Source organism: Rossellomorea vietnamensis (genome assembly GCF_001305855.1).
GTDB lineage: Bacteria > Bacillota > Bacilli > Bacillales > Bacillaceae_B > Rossellomorea > Rossellomorea vietnamensis_A.
This window is the reverse complement of record NZ_LIXZ01000002.1, coordinates 25,226-49,402: the sequence shown is the minus strand read 5'-3', so window position 1 is coordinate 49,402 and position 24,177 is coordinate 25,226. Positions and strand designations below refer to the sequence as shown.

22 protein-coding genes, 1 other RNA gene and 1 other annotated feature are annotated in these 24,177 nt (G+C 45.6%); of the genes, 20 read left to right on the top strand and 3 right to left on the bottom strand.

Annotation, left to right across the window (positions count from 1 at the left end; translation table 11 throughout):
• The first annotated feature begins 79 nt into the window (after positions 1-79).
• The 6 genes from AM506_RS03280 (at position 80) to dtd (ending at position 7,260) form a co-directional block, all read left to right on the top strand.
• Positions 80-1,006, top strand: a complete 927-nt coding sequence (locus AM506_RS03280; protein WP_060670799.1) for a cation diffusion facilitator family transporter — start codon at positions 80-82, stop codon at positions 1,004-1,006.
• 15 nt (positions 1,007-1,021) lie between these two features.
• On the top strand, positions 1,022-1,357 hold the full coding sequence (locus tag AM506_RS03275; protein WP_060670796.1) for a LapA family protein: 336 nt from the start codon (positions 1,022-1,024) through the stop codon (positions 1,355-1,357).
• A 147-nt stretch (positions 1,358-1,504) separates the two neighbouring features.
• On the top strand, positions 1,505-3,868 hold the full coding sequence (gene recJ, locus AM506_RS03270) for a single-stranded-DNA-specific exonuclease RecJ (RefSeq protein ID WP_060670795.1): 2,364 nt from the start codon (positions 1,505-1,507) through the stop codon (positions 3,866-3,868).
• On the top strand, positions 3,859-4,371 hold the full coding sequence (locus AM506_RS03265; RefSeq protein ID WP_060670793.1) for an adenine phosphoribosyltransferase: 513 nt from the start codon (positions 3,859-3,861) through the stop codon (positions 4,369-4,371). The genes recJ and AM506_RS03265 overlap by 10 nt, the downstream gene beginning before the upstream one ends.
• 242 nt (positions 4,372-4,613) lie before the next feature.
• Entirely contained in the window at positions 4,614-6,803 is a 2,190-nt protein-coding gene (locus AM506_RS03260; protein ID WP_060670791.1) for a RelA/SpoT family protein, read from the top strand.
• Positions 6,804-6,816: 13 nt separating this feature from the next.
• A complete protein-coding gene (gene dtd, locus AM506_RS03255; RefSeq protein WP_060670789.1) occupies positions 6,817-7,260 on the top strand; it encodes a D-aminoacyl-tRNA deacylase in 444 nt (147 codons plus the stop codon).
• A 52-nt stretch (positions 7,261-7,312) separates the two neighbouring features.
• Here the strand turns inward: dtd and AM506_RS03250 are convergent, their stop codons facing one another.
• The gene (locus tag AM506_RS03250; protein ID WP_152968519.1) at positions 7,313-9,115 is read right to left on the bottom strand and encodes an SH3 domain-containing protein; all 1,803 of its coding nucleotides are present in this window, start codon (positions 9,113-9,115) and stop codon (positions 7,313-7,315) included.
• 159 nt (positions 9,116-9,274) lie between these two features.
• On the opposite strand from AM506_RS03250, the gene AM506_RS03245 reads away from it, so the two are divergent.
• From AM506_RS03245 to AM506_RS03200, 10 genes are all read left to right on the top strand, one after another.
• On the top strand, positions 9,275-9,451 hold the full coding sequence (locus AM506_RS03245; protein ID WP_060670785.1) for a hypothetical protein: 177 nt from the start codon (positions 9,275-9,277) through the stop codon (positions 9,449-9,451).
• 70 nt (positions 9,452-9,521) lie between these two features.
• Positions 9,522-9,751: a binding site (T-box leader), on the top strand.
• A 74-nt stretch (positions 9,752-9,825) separates the two neighbouring features.
• The gene (gene hisS / locus AM506_RS03240) at positions 9,826-11,100 is read left to right on the top strand and encodes a histidine--tRNA ligase (RefSeq protein ID WP_060670783.1); all 1,275 of its coding nucleotides are present in this window, start codon (positions 9,826-9,828) and stop codon (positions 11,098-11,100) included.
• A gap of 32 nt (positions 11,101-11,132) precedes the next feature.
• Positions 11,133-12,899: an aspartate--tRNA ligase gene (gene aspS / locus AM506_RS03235; RefSeq protein ID WP_060670781.1), complete on the top strand. Its 1,767-nt coding sequence runs from the start codon at positions 11,133-11,135 to the stop codon at positions 12,897-12,899.
• Between the two features lie 70 nt (positions 12,900-12,969).
• Positions 12,970-13,159: non-coding RNA, 6S RNA (gene ssrS, locus AM506_RS03230), on the top strand.
• A gap of 199 nt (positions 13,160-13,358) precedes the next feature.
• Positions 13,359-14,123, top strand: a complete 765-nt coding sequence (locus AM506_RS03225; protein ID WP_060670779.1) for a tRNA threonylcarbamoyladenosine dehydratase — start codon at positions 13,359-13,361, stop codon at positions 14,121-14,123.
• A 155-nt stretch (positions 14,124-14,278) separates the two neighbouring features.
• A complete protein-coding gene (locus AM506_RS03220; protein ID WP_060670776.1) occupies positions 14,279-15,058 on the top strand; it encodes a hypothetical protein in 780 nt (259 codons plus the stop codon).
• Positions 15,059-15,061: 3 nt separating this feature from the next.
• A complete protein-coding gene (locus tag AM506_RS03215) occupies positions 15,062-15,436 on the top strand; it encodes a GntR family transcriptional regulator (protein WP_060670774.1) in 375 nt (124 codons plus the stop codon).
• Positions 15,437-15,438: 2 nt separating this feature from the next.
• Entirely contained in the window at positions 15,439-16,149 is a 711-nt protein-coding gene (locus AM506_RS03210; protein ID WP_060670772.1) for an ABC transporter ATP-binding protein, read from the top strand.
• Positions 16,149-17,075 (top strand): ABC transporter ATP-binding protein, encoded by a 927-nt coding sequence (locus AM506_RS03205; protein WP_060671320.1) that lies wholly within the window; start codon positions 16,149-16,151, stop codon positions 17,073-17,075. Before AM506_RS03210 ends, AM506_RS03205 begins: the two co-directional genes overlap by 1 nt.
• Positions 17,068-18,018: an ABC transporter permease gene (locus AM506_RS03200; RefSeq protein WP_060670770.1), complete on the top strand. Its 951-nt coding sequence runs from the start codon at positions 17,068-17,070 to the stop codon at positions 18,016-18,018. Before AM506_RS03205 ends, AM506_RS03200 begins: the two co-directional genes overlap by 8 nt.
• Before the next feature lie 45 nt (positions 18,019-18,063).
• Here the strand turns inward: AM506_RS03200 and AM506_RS03195 are convergent, their stop codons facing one another.
• Together AM506_RS03195 and AM506_RS03190 are read right to left on the bottom strand one after the other, a co-directional pair.
• Positions 18,064-18,783 carry a hypothetical protein gene (locus AM506_RS03195; RefSeq protein WP_060670768.1) on the bottom strand — a complete coding sequence of 240 codons (720 nt, stop codon included), beginning with the start codon at positions 18,781-18,783 and terminating at the stop codon, positions 18,064-18,066.
• Between the two features lie 336 nt (positions 18,784-19,119).
• The gene (locus AM506_RS03190) at positions 19,120-20,397 is read right to left on the bottom strand and encodes a replication-associated recombination protein A (protein ID WP_060670766.1); all 1,278 of its coding nucleotides are present in this window, start codon (positions 20,395-20,397) and stop codon (positions 19,120-19,122) included.
• Between the two features lie 203 nt (positions 20,398-20,600).
• Here AM506_RS03190 and cymR point away from each other — a divergent pair, with 203 nt between their 5' ends.
• The 4 genes from cymR to AM506_RS03170 all read left to right on the top strand — a co-directional run bounded on the left by cymR (position 20,601) and on the right by AM506_RS03170 (position 24,170).
• Positions 20,601-21,020, top strand: coding sequence for a cysteine metabolism transcriptional regulator CymR (gene cymR, locus AM506_RS03185; protein ID WP_044339554.1), 420 nt, complete (start codon positions 20,601-20,603; stop codon positions 21,018-21,020).
• Between the two features lie 13 nt (positions 21,021-21,033).
• Complete coding sequence (locus AM506_RS03180) at positions 21,034-22,176, top strand: cysteine desulfurase family protein (RefSeq protein ID WP_060670764.1); 1,143 nt, start codon at positions 21,034-21,036, stop codon at positions 22,174-22,176.
• A gap of 50 nt (positions 22,177-22,226) precedes the next feature.
• Positions 22,227-23,342: a tRNA 2-thiouridine(34) synthase MnmA gene (mnmA, locus tag AM506_RS03175; protein ID WP_060670762.1), complete on the top strand. Its 1,116-nt coding sequence runs from the start codon at positions 22,227-22,229 to the stop codon at positions 23,340-23,342.
• Between the two features lie 156 nt (positions 23,343-23,498).
• Complete coding sequence (locus AM506_RS03170; protein WP_060670760.1) at positions 23,499-24,170, top strand: tetratricopeptide repeat protein; 672 nt, start codon at positions 23,499-23,501, stop codon at positions 24,168-24,170.
• Positions 24,171-24,177 lie beyond the last annotated feature (7 nt).

Genomic DNA, 24,177 nt, shown 5'->3' with positions numbered 1-24,177 from the left:
TTTCTTCCCGGGCCTGTCTTTTTTATTTTTTTACGGCATTGGGTTACACTAATAGAAGTTATAAGGGAGGCGACTCTGAATGAATCATGAGGAACGTTTTAAAAAAGCGGAATTTGCTGCCATGGTCGGTGTGGTGGGCAATATTGTACTGGCTGTTATAAAGTGGGCGGCCGGAATCATGGGGAATAGTCGGGCGCTGATTGCTGATGCGGTTCACTCTGCATCGGATGTAGCAGGTTCCCTTGCCGTCTTTATCGGTTTACGAGCGGCCAAGCAGCCCCCCGATCAGGATCATCCTTATGGTCACGGAAAGGCGGAGTCCATTGCGGCAATCATCGTGGCCGTCCTGTTGTTCCTGGTGGGGATCGAAATTGGGAAATCCTCGATTGAATCCTTCTTCCATCCCCTCACCCCACCGACAGCCCTTGCGATTTATGCCGTCATATTCTCCATCATCGTGAAGGAAGCGATGTTTCAATACAAATATCGGTTGGGTAAAAGGATAAAGAGTGATGCGTTGATCGTGAATGCTTACGAGCATCGTTCGGATGTGTTCTCTTCCCTCGCGGCACTGGTCGGGATTTCCGCTTCTATCCTTGGCGGGAAGTTCGATATTGGCTGGCTTGTTTATGCCGATCCGGTTGCAGGAATTTTCGTTTCCCTGCTTGTCCTGAGGATGGCCTGGCATCTAGGAGCTGAATCCATACATACGACACTTGATCACGTCATGCATGAGGAAGATATCCTGCCTTTTCGAAAAATCGTGGAGTCCGTCCCTGACGTGAAGGAAATCAACGAGCTTCATGCAAGGGAACATGGTCACTACGTCATCATTGATTTGAAAATCAGTGTCGATCCATACATGACGGTAGAAGAAGGTCATCGTGTCGGGAAGAGAGTAAAAGAGAAGCTCTTGGAAGAATCGAATGTGAATGATGTGTTCATTCATATCAATCCGTTCAATCCTGCTTCTGAAGAAAGTGATGATCAAATAGACTTAACTTAAAGGGAGGGAAGTCTCATGAAGTTTCAATGGACTTTATTATTAGGTATTTTCTTTGCGTTGGTCGTATCGATTTTCGCCGTCATCAACGTCGATCCGGTCACCGTCAATTATCTGTTCGGTGAATCCGACTGGCCTCTTATATTAGTTATCCTCGGATCTGTCCTGATGGGTGGTATCATCATCGGTTCCGTAGGGCTGTTTCGATTATTCGTCGTCCAGCGCAGGGTCAAATCCCTGGAAAAAGAAAACCTGCTCTTGCGGGAACAGGCAGAAGGAATGCACAAGGAAAAGACTGAAGACATCCCGTTGAAAAAACGTGCCCCGGATTCAGTAGGGGAAGCAGGGGAATAAAACTGGCCTGGTGGCTTTTTGTCACCAGGCTTTTTTTATTGTAGCCCAAACCACATGCAAGATCATTCATTCCACCTTCCACTCTTTCATTAAGATTGAAACAACCCCCTCACTTTTGTATAATGAGTAAGGCTGAGGGGTGAACGTATGTTAAACTCAAAAACACGTTGGATATTGACAGAATCAGATGAACATAAAATAGCAGAATTGGCGAATGAACTAAAGGTACCTTCGCTTGTAGCGAAATTATTGATAAACAGGGACTTGGATGATGTAGAAGAAGCCAGGAATTTTTTATTTGATTCAGGCGACTCATTCCACGACCCATTCCTATTTGAAGATATGAAAAAAGCAACGGAACGAATCCATAAAGCCATTGAAAACGGGGAAAGGATTCTCGTTTACGGTGACTATGATGCAGATGGAGTCAGCAGTACGTCGGTCATGATGACGGTACTGAGAGATCTTGGTGCGATGGTGGAATTCTATATCCCGAATCGGTTCAGTGAAGGATACGGCCCGAATGAAGGGGCGTTCCGCTGGGCTAAGGATGAGGAATTCTCGCTCATCATCACGGTCGATACAGGAATTTCTGCCGTGAACGAAGCCAGACTCGCGAAAGATCTCGGGATCGACCTGATCATTACAGATCACCATGAACCTGGACCCGAATTACCGGAAACATATGCGCTTTTACATCCAAAGGTAGGAGAAGTGGCATATCCATTCGGGGAACTTGCGGGAGTTGGGGTGGCCTTTAAATTGGCCCATGCCCTTTATGGAGAGCTGCCAAGTCATTTACTGGATCTTGCGGCGATTGGAACGATTGCGGATCTAGTCCCTTTGAGAGGGGAGAACCGTCTTCTGGCTAAGCGGGGCCTTGCCGAGCTCCGGGCTTCAAACCGATTGGGGATTAAAGCTTTATGCAAAATCGCCAACGCGAAGCAGCATGAAATCACCGAAGAGACGGTGGGCTTCATGATCGCACCGCGGATTAATGCAGTCGGTCGTTTAGGTGATGCCGATCCTGCCGTCGATCTCATGCTTACGGAGGATGACGAAGAGGCGAAGGCACTGGCGGAAGAAATTGACGGCTTGAATAAAGAGAGACAGGCGATCGTCGCCCAAATGACCGAGGAAGCCGTTGAGATGGTGGAGAGAGACTTCCCGCTGAAGGATAACCACGTACTTGTCATCGGAAAGGAAGGCTGGAATCCCGGAGTGGTCGGCATTGTGGCTTCACGTCTGGTCGACAAGTTTTACCGGCCGACCATCGTGCTCAGCTACGACTCCGAGAAAGGGACAGCGAAAGGTTCTGCGAGAAGCATCGCAGGATTTGATTTATTCAAAAACCTTTCAACCTGCCGGGATATCCTTCCCCACTTCGGTGGCCATCCTATGGCTGCGGGTATGACGCTTGAATTAGACGATGTAGCTCAGTTGAGAAACCGGTTGAATGAACTGGCCGGGACGGAACTGACAGCAGAGGACTTCATCCCCGTCACACAACTCGATGCTCCCGTGACAGTGGACGAAATCTCTGTGGAGTCGATTGAAAAGCTTCAGCTTTTGGCACCTTTTGGGATGAAGAATCCGAAGCCGAAGTGGATCATCGACAATGTAAGCATCGAACACTATAAAAAAATCGGATCTGCACAGAATCACCTGAAGCTCGTTTTGGAAGACAAAGGGGTCCAACTTGACGGAGTAGGCTTCGGACTCGGGGAACTGGCTGACCACATGACGCCTTTTTCAAATGCGTCAGTCATAGGTGAATTATCCATAAATGAGTGGAACAACCGCAAGAAGCCCCAGGTGTTCTTACATGATGTAAAAATCGATCATTGGCAATTATTTGATGTACGGGGAATCAAGCAGGTCCATAAATGGAACGGACTCATCCCTGAAGAAAATAAGAAAATGGTGTGTTTCCATTCCTCCACGCTGGATAAACTGAACCTGCCGAAAGATGAAGTCATCCTCTTGGAGGAAAGCTCGACTCTAGATGGATTATCAACGGAGAAAGCGAGCCTTGTGCTGTTGGATCTCCCCGATTCAAAGCCATTACTTGAAGAGCTTTTGAAGAAGGGGCGTCCTCATCGGATTTATGCTCATTTCTTCCAGGAAGAAGATCATTTCTTCAGTACGATGCCGACCCGGGACCATTTCAAATGGTACTATGGATTTTTAACCAAACGGGGATCGTTCGATGTCAATAAGCATGGTGATGACCTGGCCAAACATAAAGGCTGGTCGAAAGAAACAATCGATTTCATGTCACAGGTGTTTTTTGATTTGAAGTTTGTTACAATAGACAATGGATTTATTTCTCTTAATCCTGCGAAAACCAAGAAAGATCTTTCTGAATCTCGAACATATCAGAAGAAAAAACAACAATACGAGCTTGAAAACGAATTGTTATATTCTTCCTATCAAGAGTTGAAGACTTGGTTTAATGAAAGGATAGAAGAGTCTGTTACAATTGAGGAGGAAGTAGAAGCATGGACTTAAAACAATATGTTACAATCGTTGAGAATTGGCCAAAAGAAGGGATCAAGTTTAAAGACATCACAACCCTTATGGATAATGGTGATGCTTATAGATATGCTACAGACCAAATCGTCGAATATGCAAAAGAAAAGCAGATCGACCTGGTTGTAGGACCCGAAGCCCGTGGATTCATCATCGGATGCCCAGTCGCTTATGCACTCGGTGTAGGCTTTGCCCCTGTCCGTAAACCTGGTAAATTACCACGTGAAACGATCCAGAAGGAATACGGTCTTGAGTACGGTAAAGATGCGTTAACGATCCATAAAGATGCTATCAAGCCAGGTCAGCGCGTGCTGATCACGGACGATTTACTGGCAACCGGTGGAACGATCGAAGCAACGATCAAGCTTGTAGAAGAACTTGGTGGAATCGTTGCAGGAACGGCGTTCTTAATTGAACTTACGTACCTTGATGGGCGCGACAAACTTGAGAACTATGATATCATGACATTAATGCAATACTAAATTCGATTATTAAAACTGACTTTGTGATATACTGAAATAAGGGACTGACAACTGGTTAAAGTGTCAGCCCTTATTTTTTTAATTTCAAGAATAACAGAATCGACATTTATCGACAGAATCAGATGGATTCTGAGAATTTTCCGCTAAACCCTTTACAGAAGCTCTTTTTTTTTTGATAATAGTAACAATCATTAAAATGGAACAATCGTGAACTATATTAAAATACAAAGGTGATTTTGATCATGGCTAAAGATCAAGTACTAACCCCTGAACAGGTTATTGATAAAACAAAAGCATACTTAAACGATGAGCATGTTGAAATGGTCCAGAAGGCATATGAGTATGCAAGGGATGCCCACAGTGAGCAGTACCGAAAGTCTGGTGAACCATACATCATCCATCCCATCCAGGTGGCAGGGATACTGGCGGACCTGGAGATGGATCCGGCAACTGTGGCTGCTGGGTTTCTTCATGATGTAGTGGAGGACACTGGCATTTCCCTCGGTGAAATTGCAGAAGCGTTCAATGCCGAAGTGGCTATGCTCGTTGATGGGGTCACGAAGCTTGGGAAGATTAAATACAAATCCCATGAAGAGCAACAGGCTGAAAATCACCGGAAAATGTTTGTGGCGATGGCTCAGGATATCCGGGTCATCCTCATTAAATTGGCAGACCGCCTCCATAATATGAGAACCCTGAAACATTTACCACAGGAGAAGCAGCGGAGAATAGCAAATGAGACGCTTGAAATCTTCGCTCCTTTGGCCCATCGGTTGGGGATTTCAAAGATCAAGTGGGAATTGGAAGATACGTCGCTACGATATTTAAATCCTCAACAGTATTATCGTATTGTCAATTTGATGAAGAAGAAGCGTGCCGAGCGTGAACAGTACTTAGATGAAGTCGTCAATGAAGTGAAAGATAAGCTGGGCGATGTGAAAATCGTGGCTGAAATTTCCGGGCGACCTAAGCATATTTACAGCATTTATCGTAAGATGGCCCTGCAAAACAAACAGTTCAATGAAATTTACGACTTGCTTGCGGTTCGGGTTGTAGTAGACAGCATCAAGGATTGCTATGCTGTACTCGGAATCGTTCATACATGCTGGAAACCGATGCCCGGAAGGTTCAAGGATTATATTGCCATGCCGAAACCGAATATGTACCAATCTCTTCATACGACGGTGATCGGTCCTAAAGGCGACCCGCTGGAAGTGCAGATCAGAACCCTTGAGATGCACCAGATTGCTGAATACGGGGTAGCGGCACACTGGGCGTATAAAGAAGGAAAAGAAGCGAATGAACCTGTTTCATTTGAGAAGAAGCTTTCCTGGTTCAGGGAAATACTCGAGTTCCAGAATGAATCGGCCAATGCTGAAGAATTCATGGAATCTCTTAAAATCGACCTGTTTTCCGATATGGTCTTTGTATTCACGCCTAAAGGAGACGTCTTGGAATTGCCGTCAGGCTCCGTGCCCATCGACTTTTCCTATCGGATCCACTCGGAAATCGGCAACAAAACGATCGGTGCAAAGGTCAACGGGAAAATGGTCACTCTTGATTACAAGCTGAAAACGGGGGATATCATCGAGATCCTTACGTCCAAACATTCGTATGGTCCGAGTCAGGATTGGCTGAAGCTCGCCCAGACGTCCCAGGCGAAGAATAAAATCAAACAGTTCTTCAAGAAACAGCGCAGGGAAGAAAATATTGAAAAGGGCCGTGAGCTGGTCGAAAAAGAAATCAAAAATCAGGATTTCGATGTGAAGGAAATCCTCAATCCCGAAAATATCAAGCGAGTGTCGGAGAAATTCAATTTCTCAAACGAAGAGGATATGTATGCAGCCGTCGGATATAACGGGATCACAGCGGCTCAAATCGCCAACCGTTTAACGGAAAAACACAGAAAGATGCGGGAACAGGAAGACAATCTGGAAGAAACGATGAAGGAACTGAATGCTCAACCCGTCAAGCGGAAAAAAGATGCAGGTGTACAGGTTGAGGGGATCGATAATCTCCTTATCCGACTTTCACGCTGCTGCAGTCCGGTTCCGGGGGATGAAATCGTCGGCTTCATTACAAAGGGGCGCGGCGTTTCGGTCCATCGTGCGGATTGTACGAATGTCATGGCAGACGAAGTGGAACAGCGCCTCATTCCCGTATCATGGGAAAGCGACGGGAATGACCGGAAAGAATACAATGTCGATATTGAAATCTCCGGTTATGATCGCAGAGGACTCCTGAATGAAGTTCTTCAGGCGGTAAATGAAACAAAGACGAATATATCGGCAGTGAGTGGAAAATCGGACCGGAACAAAGTGGCCACCATCAATATGTCCATTTCGATTCAAAACATTTCCCATTTGCACAAAGTGGTAGAGAGAATCAAACAGATACCAGATGTATATGCTGTAAGACGAATCATGAACTAAAGGAGATTTCTTTATGAGGGTTGTTCTGCAGAGAAGTAAAGAAGCCTCCGTCACTGTTGATGGAGAAGTAAAGGGAGAAATCCGGTCAGGCGCTGTACTGCTTGTGGGGATCACCCATGAAGATACAGAAGAAGATGCTCGTTACGTAGCAGAAAAGGTTGTAAACCTTCGCATTTTTGAAGATGATGAAGGAAAGATGAATCATTCCCTCCTTGATTTGGGAGGGGAGATTCTTTCCATTTCCCAATTCACCCTGTATGGAGATGTCCGAAAGGGAAGAAGGCCGAATTTCATGAATGCGGCCAAACCCGATCATGCCGAAGTGATCTATGATTATTTCAATGAGATTCTCGAGGGAAAAGGAGTGAGGGTGGCAACAGGTGTATTCGGTGCAATGATGGATGTCAATCTGACGAATGATGGTCCTGTTACACTCTTAATCGAGAGTAAAACCTAATAAAGAAGGCTGATTCAACTACGGGAATCAGCCTTCTTTATTTGAATGGACATCACTCTGAGAAATAGTCACTTAAACCATGATAGATGGCCGTCGCAGCCAAATCTTGAAAATACTGAGTATTTACATTGGCTTCTTCTGACGGATTGCTGAGGAATCCTAATTCCAAAAGGACGGCTAGCCGGTTGTTTTCACGGATCACATGATAATCCCCGATACGGACACCACGGTCTGATGTGGGTAATCGATCCGAGAGGCTGCCGTGGATCTCCTCTGCCAGCTCTTTTTGCTGGTTTTGATAGTAGTAAGTCGTATGACCTGTTATGGAAGAATCCATAATGCTGTCAAAGTGAATGCTGATAAAGGCGTCTGCCTGATTATAATGAGATAATGATACCCTTGACGGTAACGATAAATATTCATCAGTTTTTCTTGTTAATTTGACCTTTGCCCCAGCGCTTTTCAATTTTTCCGCAAGGAGTTCTCCGGTTTTCATGGTAAGGAGCTTCTCAAGTGTACCACTTGCTCCCGTAGTACCACTGTCCCTTCCGCCATGTCCGGGATCGATTACGATCACCTTGTCTTCGAGACCACCGGTTTTTTTGCGGGAGGGCGTTGTGTTTTCACCTGCTGCAGAACGGACCGAGACGACCCAGCCGGCTACGAAACCAGCACTGCCATCGGCTAATTCCACCTCATACCAGTCCCCGTCCTTACTCATTACTTGATAGGTCTCACCACTTGCGGCTCGTTTGACGACACTCGCCTGGGTGTTTGCTTCACTGCGAATATTTGTGCCGTTGTATAGAATCGTGACGTTTTCATTCGGGCTGTTCTTTTCATGGGCGGCGGCTGTCACCGTTTTTTGAACATACCACCCGGCGATCCACCCTTTTTCCCCATTGGAAAGCTTGATTTGATACCAGTTATTTTTCTCTTTCAACAAGGTGTATTTTTCGCCCTTTGATACTTTACCGACAATTCGGCCGTTCAGTGAGGTTTCATCACGGACATTGAGACCATGTACTGAAATGATCCCGATCATCTCTCCCGTGGAGGATGATTCTTCCTCTGATCGGTTTGTTTCCCTTTGAAGAGAACCGGTAGAGAACTCTACGTAAGAATCACTGACCCAGGCGATCTCATCGCCGAACATGATCTCGTACCAACCGGAAACACTCCCGGTCACCTCCACCTCGTCTCCTTTATTCAGGACCCCAAGGACGGAACTTTGCAGAGAGGGGGATGATCGGACGTTCAAAGCATCATCAGTGATGATTCCCTGCTTGTGCAAACTTTGTTTGCCTTGGGAGGATTTTGAGCCGGTTATGTATTCACGGTGAACCCAGCCCGTGGTGCTTCCTGATTCAATCTGCAGCCAGTCCCCATCTTCTTCTGTAACCGTCACCGTATCTCCATTTTGTAATACCGTCACGACCACGTCTGAAGTGCTTGGTCCTTTTCTGACTCGTAGACCGTCTGTGTTCACCTGGCCCTCATGCAGGGGTGAATCACTGGAAACAGACTCTTCCACTGTGACGAGCCAATCGGCCACCCAGCCGTCCCCACTGCTTGTTTCGACTTTATACCAATCCTTTTGTGTCTCTACTATTTTGTACTCTTCCCCTCTGTGTACCTTTGTCAGAACGGCGAAGCTTAGTCCCGGTCCTGTACGGACATTAAGGGTCGAAACACTGATTGTGACCTTTCCGGTTTCAGCATGTGCCTGATCCATGAAAGGCTGCACCGGTAACATCAAGAGCACCATCAATATTGATGCGATTACTTTCTTAATCTTCGTCACCTCCTGTTGGAAATACAAACACCCATAGTAATATCGGATTTTCCTGCTCAAGTGTTGAACACCACTGTGAATTTTTTTAGAAGCAGGGTTCTTCCTTAAGAAATCCTTATGGTTTTAATACGATAAAAAAAATAAAATCCCTCTAAAACGAAAGAAAAATAGGTAATTGGAAATGATAAGAATAGGAATGTTTTGAAAGGATGAGTGGACTTGAGGTCGAGTGACAAAGAATTCATGAACGCAAATGGTGATAACCAGTTATTTGGAGTGAATTTCCATCAGTTTTTGGAACGTGAAAAAGATGCGTTGAACGTAGAGCTTGCTTCCGAATTCGGATTGTCGTTAAGGGAAGTGAAATTGTTAAAAAAGAAAATGGAAAGATCGTGACGAAATTTTCTTTAACCTCTTGACATGGACCTGCGGCAACCGTATCATTATACAAATAAAATAACATTTACAAAAACCGTTGATCGAGCATAGTAGCTAACCCCCCGTGTAAAGAGAGGAAATGCCTTGGCTGAGAGCATTTCTACAATGTGACTTAGTGAATGAACACTCAGGAGGTTTCTCTCTGAAAACGATTTGTTACTAGGAGATGAACGTACCAGGCGTTAACTGGCTAAGTGGAGGTCTTTCATAGACTTCAATTAGGGTGGCACCACGGGAATAACAGCTCTCGTCCCTTGTATGATATACAAGGGATTGAGGGCTTTTTTTATTTACATAAAGATCAACGTGCACGATAAAAGGAGGAAATCAACTTGTCCATTCAGATTCCAAGAGGTACACAGGACATCCTGCCAGGTGAAGTGGAAAAATGGCAGTATGTGGAGGAAGTGGCTAAGACCCTTTGTCACAACTATCAGTATAAAGAAATCCGCACCCCGGTTTTCGAGGCGAGTGAACTGTTCACCCGTGGAGTGGGGGATACGACGGATATCGTCCAGAAAGAAATGTATATGTTCGAAGACAGGGGAGGCAGAAGCCTGGCGCTCAGACCTGAAGGGACCGCTTCTGTTGTCCGCTCCTTTGTAGGAAATAAAATGTTCGGTCACCCGAATCAGCCGACAAAGCTCTTCTACTCGGGCCCGATGTTCCGTTACGAGAGACCACAGGCAGGCCGGTACCGTCAATTTGTCCAATTTGGCGTCGAAGCTCTCGGAAGTGAAGATCCTGCCATTGATGCAGAAGTGATTTCCCTCGCAATGGGAATTTATAAGAAATTAGGATTGACTCAATTGAAGCTTGTCATTAATAGTCTTGGTGATGCCGGAAGCAGGAATGCACACAGAGAGGCATTGATCAATCACTTTAAACCGAGGATCGATGAATTCTGCGGCGATTGTCAGAATCGCCTGGAGAAGAATCCACTGCGGATCCTTGATTGTAAGAAAGACCGCGATCATGAATTGATGTCAACTGCACCATCGATTCTTGACTATTTAAATGACGAATCGAAGCAGTATTTTGAAAAAGTTCAAACTCACCTTTCAGACATGGATGTGGAATTCGTCGTCGACCCCACCCTCGTACGCGGCCTGGATTATTATAACCACACGGCCTTTGAAATCATGAGTGATGCAGAAGGCTTCGGTGCCATTACGACTCTTTGCGGAGGTGGACGCTACAACGGACTGGTTGAAATGATCGGTGGGCCAGAAACGCCTGGGATCGGATTTGCCTTCAGTATTGAAAGGCTGCTTTCGGCGTTGGAAGCAGAAGGGGTTGAACTTCCGATCGATCAGGGGGTCGAATGCTTCATCGTATCATTGGGTGAAGATGCGAAAGATTATGCTGTAAAGCTTCTTCACAAATTGAGAGCGGCAGGGATTTCTTCAGAGAAAGATTATCTTGATCGCAAGGTGAAAGGCCAGTTTAAAGCGGCCGACCGGTATGAAGCGAAATATGTGGCGGTTATCGGTGATAATGAATTACAGGATAATAAAATCAATCTAAAGGATATGTCCACTGGGGAACAGGAAGAAGTGAGCCTGGATGACTTTGTGGAAAATGTGAAGAGCAAGCTTGGCAAATAGGACGCGCTTGATTTGATAAGGAGGAGAACATGATGACAAAAAGAACCGCATATTGTGGAGACATAACGGAAACATACATCGGTGAGAAAATCACGATCAAAGGCTGGGTGCAAAAGAGAAGGGACCTGGGAGGACTGATTTTCATCGACCTTCGTGACAGAGAGGGAATCGTGCAGGTCGTATTTAACCCGGATTTATCTGAAGAGGCTCTTGCCCTTGCGGAGAAAATACGTAATGAGTACGTTTTAAGCGTGACAGGTACGGTTGTTGCAAGGGGAGAAGGAACGGTGAACCCCAACCTGAAGACCGGAAAAGTCGAGATTCACGTCGAAGAGGTTCAAATCATCAATGAAGCCAAGACACCGCCTTTTATGATAGACGATCAGATGGAAGTGTCAGAAGATGTGCGCTTGAAATATCGCTATGTGGACCTTCGTCGTCCCGCGATGATTGAAACCTTCAAAATGCGTCATAATGTAACGACATCATTCCGCAATTTCTTGAACGATAACGGGTTCCTGGACGTGGAAACGCCGATTTTAACGAAGAGTACGCCAGAGGGGGCACGGGATTATCTCGTTCCGAGCCGTGTTCATAAAGGTGAATTCTATGCTTTGCCACAGTCACCACAAATCTTTAAACAGCTGTTGATGGTTTCCGGATTCGATCGTTATTATCAAATCGCCCGCTGCTTCCGTGATGAAGATCTTCGTGCAGACCGTCAACCTGAATTCACGCAGATCGATATGGAAATGAGCTTCATGGATAAAGAACAAATCATTTCACTTGTCGAAGATATGATGAAGAAGCTCATGAATGATGTGAAAGGCGTAAACGTTTCATTACCTATTCCGCGAATGACATATGACGATGCCATGAGCCGTTATGGTTCTGACAAACCGGACACACGCTTCGGCATGGAACTGATCGATGTATCCGAAATCGTCAAGGATTCAGGCTTCAAAGTATTTGCCGGCGCAGTCGCGAATGGCGGACAAGTGAAGCTGATCAATGTAAAAGGCGGGGCATCCCAGTATTCTCGTAAAGACATTGATGGGTTGACTGAGTTTGTTTCCCGATACGGAGCAAAAGGGTTGGCCTGGTTGAAGGTAGAAGAAGAAGGCTTAAAAGGGCCGATCTCCAAATTTGTGAGTGAAGATGATGCGTCGGCGATTTCGACTTCAGCCAATGCAGAAGCAGGAGACCTTCTACTATTTGTAGCAGATAAAAAATCAGTCGTGGCAGATGCACTTGGTGCCCTTCGTTTGAAATTAGGGAAGGAATTGAAGCTGATTGATGAAGCAGTATTCAACTTCCTGTGGGTGACAGACTGGCCGCTCCTTGAGTTTGATGAAGGCGAGAACCGTTACTATGCAGCCCATCATCCATTCACGATGCCGGTGAAAGAAGATCTTGAACTGTTCGAAACGGATCCTGCAGCTGTCCGTGCGGAAGCGTACGACCTTGTCTTGAACGGATACGAACTTGGAGGCGGATCACTCCGCATATACGAGCGTGACATCCAGGAAAAAATGTTCAAGGTGCTTGGATTCTCGAAAGAAGAAGCGGAAGAGCAGTTCGGATTCTTATTGGAAGCCTTCGAATACGGAACTCCTCCACATGGCGGGATCGCCCTTGGACTGGACCGTTTAGTCATGCTCCTTGCAGGTCGCACAAACCTCCGGGATACGATTGCGTTCCCGAAAACGGCAAGTGCAAGCTGTGTATTGACTGACGCACCGGGTGGAGTAAGTGAAGCTCAATTAAAAGAGCTGTCTTTGTCACTTGATGTAGAATAATGTAAGTAAATACCGGGGGTCACTCGTTGAAATCATCCTGGCGGTATGATATTATTTAGACAATCACAAACGAGTCCTGATGTGTACGACGTTTTTACCTAACAGTTTTGACCGAACAATTCAAACTTCGGGAGCTTGATGTTTCCGCTAGGCGTTCATGCCCCGTGCCGGGGACTAACAAATAGTGGAATAAAGCACCCACCTGCCGAGAGCGGGTTCAAAACGAAGGAAATGATGGCGGCGGCACGATTGGGACTCGTCCAAACTAATATAATAATGAAGATGTCACAGAATAAAAAGCCAGGCTGACAGCAGCCTGGCTTTTTTGTCGGGACTAAATCTTCTCTTAATAGGGTAAACGAAAGAGAAGGACAACATTTCATGTTGATTTTCGGTCCCCTATCCTTTATTCTAATTCAGTATAAACCTAGTTGAATACTTATAATGGAGTTGATTATTTTGCTACACCAGTTTTCTCGAAATGAACTAGCGATCGGCAAAGAAGGACTTGAAACCCTTAAAAATAGTACGGTGGCCGTACTCGGAATCGGGGGAGTGGGATCCTTTGCAGCTGAGGCGTTAGCCCGTTCCGGTGTAGGCCGTTTAGTGTTAGTGGATAAAGATGATGTGGACATCACCAACGTAAATCGTCAAGTCCATGCATTGCTCTCTACTGTTGGTCAGCCAAAGGTTGATCTGATGAGGGACCGCATTATGGACATCAATCCGGACTGTGAAGTCATCGCTTTAAAAATGTTCTACACGGAAGAAACATACGAGGAATTCTTTGCTCAGGGACTCGATTATGTCATTGACGCCTCTGATACGATCTCCTATAAAATCCATTTAATGAAAGAATGTCTGAAACGAAATATTCCATTGATCGCGAGCATGGGAGCGGCGAATAAAACTGATCCGACCCGCTTCAAAATTGCTGATATCAGCAAGACGCATACTGATCCAATCGCCAAGGTGATCCGTACCCGCCTGAAAAAAGAAGGAATCAAAAAAGGCGTGACGGTGGTTTTCTCTGATGAGAGCCCAATCGTCATCCGTGAAGATATCAGAAAGGAAGTCGGGAAGGATGATGCGAAGATCCGTAAAGCACAGCTTCCTCCGTCTTCCAACGCTTTCGTTCCTTCCGTGGCCGGGCTGATTGCAGCGAGTCATGTGATGAACCAGTTGTTGAAGGATATCGAAATCAAAAGAGTAAAAGACAAATAAAAATTCTTCAAAAGGACTGAATTCCCAAGGTGGATTCAGTCCTTTTTAGTTTGGGAAAAATTCCAGTAAATAGGTAAAAAAAGGGTTGACGTTCTATTCTGTCATAGTGTACTATCTAACTAGAACACTAAAACACGTTACGGAGGAGTGTAAGAATGAATGCGTTTAAAGGTCTTCTCTGGAAAGACTTCAAAACCTCCAGTATTTGGTTTTATGGCTGGATAGCCATTATTTTTCTCATTTTTGTCATTGGGTTGGTGATTGGTCATTATGTCCATGAGCCAAGCGTGACACAAATATTCCTCATCATGATCGGAGTATTCCATTTCGCCTTTCTTCCGGGAATTGTCTGCTCCATGCTGAGGGTGGAAGGGAAAACCCAGTTGTGGCTTCATAGTCCCCATAGCGGACTTAAGCTCCTATCATCCAAAATTATCATTGCCTTTATTTATTCCACTCTATCACTGTTAGTAGTAGATATATTGGGTATTCTGACCATGGTCATTTTTCAGGAGGATTCTCTCTTCTCTTACTGGCCAATCAAAGAAGGCATTCTCTTTAATCTTGGTGTGACGATTGTCGGACTCTACTTTTCAGGATGGACGATTTTCCTGTGGACGCTCTACCATTCACTTTCAAAGTATCCGTCACTCAAGAATATCCGCTGGATCGTCATAGCGGGATTCATCATTGTTTATCAAAGTGCAGTGGCTTTTCTGATGAGCATTGACAGGGTGGAAAGATTCTTCTTTGAAACCTTTACCGTAAAGGTGAGTTCCGGCTTCTTCTTCTCTGTTGGTGCCAATGAGGCGAATGCAGGCTTCGATGCTGAAATGATCCCATTCCCGGTCATGCCTTTCCTGTTTGAAGGAATGATCATGATCATCGTCTTTATCATTGCCTGCCGATTATTGGATCGCAAGGTTGAGGTGTAGGTTATGACAGAGGAATATACAGCTTCCAAACCCATCTACCTGCAGATAGCTGATCGCATCATCCGTGAAATCGTGCGGAAAGAGTTAGCACTTGGTGACAAACTGCCTTCCGTCCGGGAAATGGCCGTTCAATCAGGAGTGAATCCGAATACCATTCAGCGTACGTACAGTGAATTAGAAAGGATGGACATCGTGGAGACGAGGAGAGGGCAGGGAACATTTGTGACGGAAAAGGAAGAGGTTCTGACAGAGCTGAATGAAAAGGTCCAGCGGGAAGTGATCGAGTCCTTCATCCGGAGCATGAAAGAACTGGGTCTGACGAAGAATCAAATGATCCAGGGTGTTGAAAAATATCTGGATCGAAGAGGGGAGGAATAGAGATGGTTGTAAAATTTGAAGGTGTCACCAAGAAGTACGGGAACGAACTAGCGCTGAACCAGACATCCTTTCATTTTCAAAAGGGGAAGATATATGGTCTCCTCGGTCCGAACGGAAGCGGGAAATCCACCACATTAAAAATGATTGCCGGCCTGGTACTCCCAAACGCAGGGACGGTCACCATGAACGGAAAAACAGTCACCAGGAAAAGTGCTAGTGAAGTCGCCTATTTGACGGAATTGGATATGTTTTATGAAGCATTCACGGTTGCGGGAATGATCCGGTTTTACGCCTCTCAATTCCCGGATTTTGATACAGGGAGAGCGAATGAACTCGTCGAATTCATGGAGCTTGATAGCGGGAAGAAGATCAAGCACTTATCGAAAGGGAATCGGGGCAGGCTGAAGCTAGTATTGGCATTGTCCCGCAACACGGAAGTGCTGCTACTCGATGAACCATTCTCAGGGCTGGATCCCATGGTGAGGGATACGATCGTGAAAGGCCTCCTATCCTATATTGATTTCGGACAGCAGACCGTGATCATAGCGACCCATGAAATCGATGAGATTGAAGCGATCCTCGATGAAGCCTATATCATCTCGGATGGAGAAATAAAAGGCCATTGTCAGGTGGAGGAATTGAGAGAATCAGAAGGTTTATCTGTCCTGCAGTGGTTGAAGAAGACAACAAAATCAGAAGGGAAGATGAAATGATGAAGACGGTTGTGCAATTACAAAGTGTTTCCAAAGTCATTAAAGGGAAGACCATCATTGATAATTTAACGTTCGACGTGTATGAAGGGGAAGTATTCGGTTTCCTTGGACCGAATGGAGCGGGGAAAACGACGACGATCCGTATGATCGTTGGATTGATGAATATAACAAAAGGAGATGTCCTTATCTCAGGGAAAAGCATCAAGAAAGACTTTGAAGGCGCCATTAAGGATGTGGGGGCCATCGTTGAAAATCCTGAGCTTTATAAGTTCATGTCGGGATATCAGAACTTACAGCACTTTGCGCGCATGCAAAAAGGGATTTCCGATGAACGAATGAAAGAAGTCATCGAACTGGTCGGTTTAACGGACCGTATCAATGATAAGGTGAAAACGTACTCCCTTGGAATGAGACAGCGCCTGGGACTTGCCCAGTGCCTGCTTCATAAACCGAAACTTCTCATTCTCGATGAGCCGACAAATGGCCTTGATCCGGCGGGAATCCGCGAAATCCGTGCGTATATCAGAAAGCTTGCCGAGGAAGAGGGCATGGCGGTCATCGTATCGAGTCACTTATTATCTGAAATGGAGATGATGTGTGACCGGATCGGGATCATCCAGTCCGGTAAGCTTGTCGATGTGCAACAAGTAAGGGACTTTGTAGAAGGGTCTGAACAGGTCTACCACTTCGAAATCAACGATGTGGAAAAAATCAAAGCCGTTCTTAACAGTTTCGATCCCGGAATCAAGTTTGAATCCCAAGGGTCTCAAGTGCAGGTGGCCCTGACAAAAGAACAAGTACCAGGAGTCATTCGATCGCTTGTAGAAGCCGATGTTCAAATATTCAGCGTCATGCCTGTAGCCAAAACATTGGAAGACAGGTTCCTGGAAATTACAAATGATAAAGGAGAGGTCATACATGCTTAGTCTTATTAGAAATGAATGGATCAAAATCTTCAAGCGGGTCGGAACGTTTGTGATGCTTGGGCTGTTGATTCTCATAATTGGAGTGACAGGTGCTTTCACCAAGTATAGTGATTCGAAAGCGAAAGAAATGAATAACTGGAAACAGGAACTTTCCGCCCAGGTGGAATCGGATAAACAAATGTTGTCTGAAACTCCTAATTTGAATAAATTCATTAAAAAAGACACTGAACGAAGAGTGGCAATTAACGAATACCGCATTGAGAACGATATCGAACCAAAAGTAAAAGAAACGACTTGGACGTTCGTAGAAATGAATGCCAATATCGTGCTGGTTGTCGGATTATTTACCATCATTGTGGCAGCAGGTATCGTCGCAAGTGAATTTAGCTGGGGGACCATCAAGCTATTGCTCATCCGCCCTATTTCACGTACCAAGATCCTTCTTTCTAAATACTTTACCGTTATCTTGTACGGCATGAGTATGTTGTTATTATTATTCGTCGTATCACTCCTTCTTGGGCTTATATTGTTCGGAGGGACAGATCAGTCCACTCACCTGGCCTTTGTTGATGGGAAAGTGGTTGAACAGAGTATCGTCGGATATTTGATCAAGACGTACTTATTACAAACCGTCAATATCGTGATGATGGCTACCATGGCCTTTATGATTTCAGCTGTGTTTAGAAGCAGCTCGCTGGCAATCGGAATTTCTTTATTCCTCCTATTTGTCGGGGGCAATGCCACAAGCCTGCTTGCCCTTAAATTCGACTGGGCAAAGTACAGTCTGTTCGCTAACACCGACCTGACTCAGTACACAGGCTTTACACCGCCACTGGTCGACGGCATGACCATGGGCTTCTCTATCACCATGCTGATCATTTACTTCATCATCTTCCAGCTGCTTGCCTTCCTGGTATTCAACAAGAGGGACGTAGCGGCATAAATAAAGGTAGGGAAAAGTGACGGACTCAAAAGAGTTCGTCACTTTTTATGTGTATCGATATAAATCGGAAAATTTCAGGCGTGTAACTTGTTCAAGGAGATAGGCGGACTTCGTTGCATCCTTTTTGCGAAGTGTATTCAGTGCTTCAATCATTTCGTCGTGTGTCATGAGACCCACCCCGTGGCCGAAATACTGGTCTTCTTTTATAAAGACCGAGTTTTCGCCCATCCAGATCGGATCTTCGAAATCGGGATTAAAGAAGTAATAGACATCCCCTGGGATATAATCCAGCCCTTTATATGTGACCATCGGAAGATCATCATCATAGTTGTGGCCCCATACAAGGAGATGTGCGTAAAGTTCATTGAAATAGGAAGGTTGGATCGTATCAAGGATGGATTTATAGTAAATCAGGACAATGCTTGTGACACATTCAAAGCTGTATGCAGAACTGTTGGTGAAGATATCATCAATGGCGTCCGATGGAAGCTTGGATTCCTTCAGCTGGTATCCGTAGGGGGTCTTGGTCCAAAATGCCGGGTTGAACTTTGAGTGTTCGAAGGCTGAAAAAGTGGCGTCACTTTCATTCATTTTTTTCGCATTGCTAATGATTCTTTCCCTTACTTTCAGCTCATATTTGAGCTCCGGAAGATTCCGATACCGATAGTCGGTTGGACTTTCTTTTAAGGTAGTAAATATGTTTTCTTCAACAGCGCTCAGGTTCGGTAAATCCTTAGGGGTGGATTCATTTTCGATGATGATCAAGCCATACACCTCCAGGCCTTTTTACTAATGTATGATTGGGCGTGGAGATATGGGATTAAAAAAAGAGGCGACAAGCCGCCTCCGCTTTTGTATCATCCAGCTCCGGCGACTAGCCCCTCGAGGTCATAAGCTAAATTGGCCAAGAAGGCAAAGAACACCTTCTCGACCAATTCATCTTATGCTTGTCGGGGCTGAACGAGCCGCCTCCGCTTTTGTATCATCCAGCTCCGGCGGCTAGAGGCTCGAGGTCATAAGTAAAACCTGCCAAAAAGGCAAAGAACGCCTTTCCGGCAGGTTCGCCTTATGCTTGTCGCCTCTGAACGAGCCGCCTCCGCTTTAGGTTTTCATCTGCTTATTTATCTTCTCATACACCTGTGCGATGGCCTGTTCAAATTTGCCTGTGGATTTCGGGGTGTAGTATTGAGCCTTTTTCAGTTTATCGGGCAGGTAGGTTTGCGGTACCCAACCCGATTCGTAGCTGTGTGGATATTTATATTCCACACCTCTGCCCAATTCTTTCGCCCCTTGATAGTGTGCATCTTTCAGGTGATCGGGCACTACGCCGCTTTTCCCTTTCCGGATGTCTGCAAGGGCAAGGTCGATGGCAGTGATCGCCGAATTCGATTTAGGCGATAGACAAAGCTCGATGATTGCGTTAGCTAATGGAATCCTGGCTTCTGGAAACCCGATTTTCTCAGCTGTTTCCACAGCCGCGAGTGTCCGGGGTCCCGCCTGGGGATTGGCAAGGCCGATATCTTCATAGGCAATCACGAGCAGCCTCCGTGCAATGCTCGGCAGATCTCCTGCTTCAACGAGCCTTCCGAGATAGTGGAGGGCCGCATTCACATCACTTCCGCGAATCGATTTCTGAAATGCGCTGACGACATCATAATGAGCGTCGCCATCTTTATCGTGAGAAAAGCTTTTCTTTTGAAGGCACTCTTCTGCAATGGAGACATCAATATGAATGACCCCGTCCTCACCTGGTGAAGTGGACAGTACTGCCAATTCCAATGCATTCAGGGAACTTCTTACATCACCGAAACTGGAGCTTGCAAAATGTTCAATCGCTTCGTCTGTTACATCGAGTGAATATCCGCCCAAGCCGCGTTCTTCATCTTCAATGGCACGGGTCAGTGCGATTTTCATTTCTTCTATTGAAAGAGGCTTTAATTCGAAAATCTGGCATCTGCTTCGAATGGCCGGATTGATGGCATGATAGGGATTGCTCGTTGTCGCCCCGATCAATGTGATCATCCCGTTCTCTAAATAGGGAAGGAGGAAATCCTGCTTTCCTTTATCCAGCCGGTGGACCTCATCCAACAGGAGGATCACACTACCTGACATTTTCGCTTCTTCTGCTACGATTTGGATATCTTTTTTATTATTCGTCACAGCGTTCAGGGTTTTGAAACGGTACTTTGTACTTCCGGCTATGGCACTTGCGATGGATGTTTTTCCAATGCCGGGAGGGCCGTACAGGATCATGGATGATAGCTGCTTCGCCTTCACCATCCGGTCGATGATTTTTCCGTCCCCGACTAAATGCTGCTGCCCGATGATTTCCTCGATGGTCCTTGGTCTCATCTTAAAGGCAAGTGGTTTTATCGACATGAAACATCTCTCCAAACTGACGTTCTAGTAACATTCACTTTATCACAGGAGGTATCATTAAGGAAATATTGTGGTTGCATGGAGAGAATGAAACCGCCCCTTTCACAGTGAGAGTGCGAATATGCTATAATAACAAAAGTCAATAAGAGAAAAACGTCCCAGCTCAAAATGTGACGTTATCAAATATAATAGAGGTGCTTGACATGAAGATATCAACTAAAGGCCGCTACGGTTTAACCATTATGATAGAACTTGCAAAACGCCATGGTGAAGGGCCTACTTCACTGAAAACGATCGCACAGCAGCATGAACTGTCTGAACATTATCTTGAACAGCTTGTCGCTCCACTGCGGAACGGCGGTCTTGTCAGAAGTATCAGGGGTGCGTACGGTGGTTATGTATTGGGCCATGAGCCATCTGAGATTACTGCGGGGGATATTATCCGGATCCTTGAAGGTCCAATCAGTCCTGTAGAAGGAATCGAGGACGAGGAACCGGCAAAGCGTGAACTGTGGATCAGGATCCGTGATGCAGTCAAAGAAGTACTCGATAATACAACAATAGAAGATTTGGCCAGCCACTCTGATGACGGTGAATCAGATGCGTACATGTTCTATATCTAGGAGGTAACAATCAATGGAAAGAGTGTACTTGGATCATGCTGCAACGTCGCCCATGCATCCTGAAGTGATTGATGAAATGACAGCGGTGATGAAGGAGACCTTTGGTAATCCATCGAGCATTCATTCATTTGGCCGTGCATCACGTCATCTTGTGGATCGTGCACGGACCATCATTGCAGAAAGCATCCATGCCGATTACAATGAAATCATTTTCACCAGTGGTGGAACAGAGGCGGATAATTTAGCGATCATCGGAACGGCCGAAGCTAATAAGGAAAAGGGTAACCACATCATTACGACACAGGCCGAGCATCATGCAGTGTTGCATGCATGTGAATTTCTCGAATCAAAAGGGTTCGAGGTCACGTACCTGCCTGTGGATCGTTCAGGAAGAATATCGCTTCATGACCTTGAAAAGGAACTGCGTGAAGAAACCATCCTCGTGACGATCATGTTCGGGAATAATGAAGTGGGGACCCTGCAGCCGATTAAAGAAATCGGTGAATTATTAATGGATCATCAGGCCATTTTTCATACGGATGCTGTACAGGCCTTCGGATTGACCGCCATCGATGTCCGGGAGTTGGGGGTCGATTTGCTTTCCGTTTCAGGTCATAAAATCAACGGTCCCAAGGGAATTGGTTTTCTTTATTCCCATAAAGATGTGGACCTGCAGCCGGGATCACACGGCGGCGAGCAGGAACGGAAACGTCGTGCCGGAACAGAAAATGTCCCTGCAATCGTGGGTCTCGGCAAGGCAGTGGAACTGGCCCAGCATTCTCTTGAAGAGAAGCGTGCGTCGCTCTCAGGTCTCAAGAATTTACTTAGACAAACATTGGGTGATGAGGGGATTAAATTCGAAGAGAACGGATCCCTTGAGCACGGATTACCCCATGTGCTAAACTTAAGCTTTCCCGGCACGGATGTAGAATCCATGTTGATGAATTTGGATATGTCAGGTATCGCCGTTTCAAGCGGTTCCGCTTGTACGGCTGGATCGATAGAACCATCACATGTACTCGTGGCGATGTATGGGAAACAGTCTGAGCAATCAAGGAACTCCATCCGTTTCAGCTTCGGTCTTGGAAATACGGAGGAAGAGATTAAGAGGACGGCCCATGAAGTCGCAAACATCGTGAAGAGATTAACAACATAAGAGGGTCGTCTTTAATAGGCCGATCGAACGGAAACAAGGAGGTGGCGTTAGTGAAAAAAGAACCAAAGGATACGAGAGTGGTCGTTGGGATGTCCGGGGGAGTGGACTCTTCTGTAGCCGCATTATTATTGAAACAGCAAGGCTATGAAGTGATCGGGATTTTCATGAAGAACTGGGACGATACCGATGAAAACGGAGTATGTACAGCAACCGAAGATTACAACGATGTCATTCGGGTATGTAACCAGATTGGGATTCCTTACTACGCTGTGAATTTTGAGAAACAATACTGGGATAAAGTGTTTACGTACTTCCTGGATGAATATAAAGCCGGCAGGACGCCGAATCCGGATGTGATGTGCAATAAAGAAATCAAGTTCAAGGCGTTCCTTGATCATGCACTGAAATTAGGCGCGGATTATCTCGCAACCGGTCATTATGCCCAGGTCGAATATCGTGACGGAGAATATAAGATGCTCCGGGGTGTTGATAACAATAAAGATCAAACGTATTTCCTCAATCAGCTGGGGCAGGAGCAGCTAGAGAAAGTGATGTTCCCCCTTGGAGGAATCGATAAGAAAGAGGTAAGGGAAATTGCGAAGGAAGCGGGCCTTGCCACTGCGACAAAGAAAGACAGTACCGGGATCTGTTTCATCGGTGAACGCAACTTCAAAGAGTTTCTTAGTAACTATCTTCCGGCACAGCCTGGAAAGATGGAGACCCTGGATGGCAAAGTGATGGGAAAACATGATGGATTGATGTACTATACGATCGGTCAGCGTCATGGCCTTGGCATCGGTGGAGCAGGTGAGCCTTGGTTTGCCATCGGGAAGGACCTGGAAAGAAACGTCCTTTACGTCGGCCAAAGCTTTGAGCACCCTGCCCTTTATTCCGATTCCATCTTTGCGACGGATGTTCACTGGACATCGAATGAAGAGAAAACGTATGAATTCGCATGCACGGCAAAATTCCGTTACCGTCAGGATGATAATAAGGTGACGGTCATTCCTTTGGAAAACGGCAAGGTGAAAGTGATCTTTGATGAACCCATTCGAGCGGTGACGCCGGGACAGGCCGTTGTCTTCTACAACGGAGATGAGTGTCTTGGTGGAGGAACGATCGATACCATCTTCAAAGATGAGAAAAAACTGACGTATGTCGGTTAAAGCAAAAGGACTGAGAAAAGGAGAGATGAAATCTCTTTTCTCTCAGTCCTTTTTTTCATCAAAGAAGGATTCCATTTCCCGATGTCCCTTATGTTATACTAGTAACGATAAAAGGAAGTACATACATAAATAATAGACCATATAGAGGTGTTTACATTGGATAAGAATTTAAAAGGAATAGAGTTATTGCAAGAAGGAAAAGTAGAAGAAGCGGTGAAACTCTTTACAGAAGCCATCGAAGAAAATCCAAAGGAACCGGTTGGCTATATCAATTTTGGAAATGTATTGATGTCGGTTGGTGACAATGATAAAGCGAAGAAATTTTTTGAACGGGCGATCTCCGTCGATGAAAACGCGGGAGCAGCGTATTACTCTCTTGGTAATTTGTTCTTCAATGAGAATAAGTTTGACGAAGCAAAAGATCAATTTGAAAAGGCAGTTTCAAAAGGAATGGAGAATAGCGACGTATTCTTCATGCTTGGAATGAGTCTGTTCCAGTTAGATCAGCCAAGATTTGCCCTACCGTACTTTCAGCGAAGTGTCGAATTGAATGAAGAAGACATCGAAGCCCGTTTCCAATTAGGGTTGTGTCTTGCTAAAGTGGAAGCATATGAAGAAGCGATCACTCAATTATCCCAAGTCGTGGAAGCGGACCCCGAGCATGCGGATGCCTATTATAACCTGGGGGTGGCGTATGCAGGACACAAGGATGATGCGGATACGGCACTAAAGTATTTCAACAAAGCGATTGAAGTCCAACCTGATCATATGCTGGCGGGTTATGGCATCAAGATGATCGAAAAGCTTAAAAATGAACAAAGTGAATAGTTAGGGG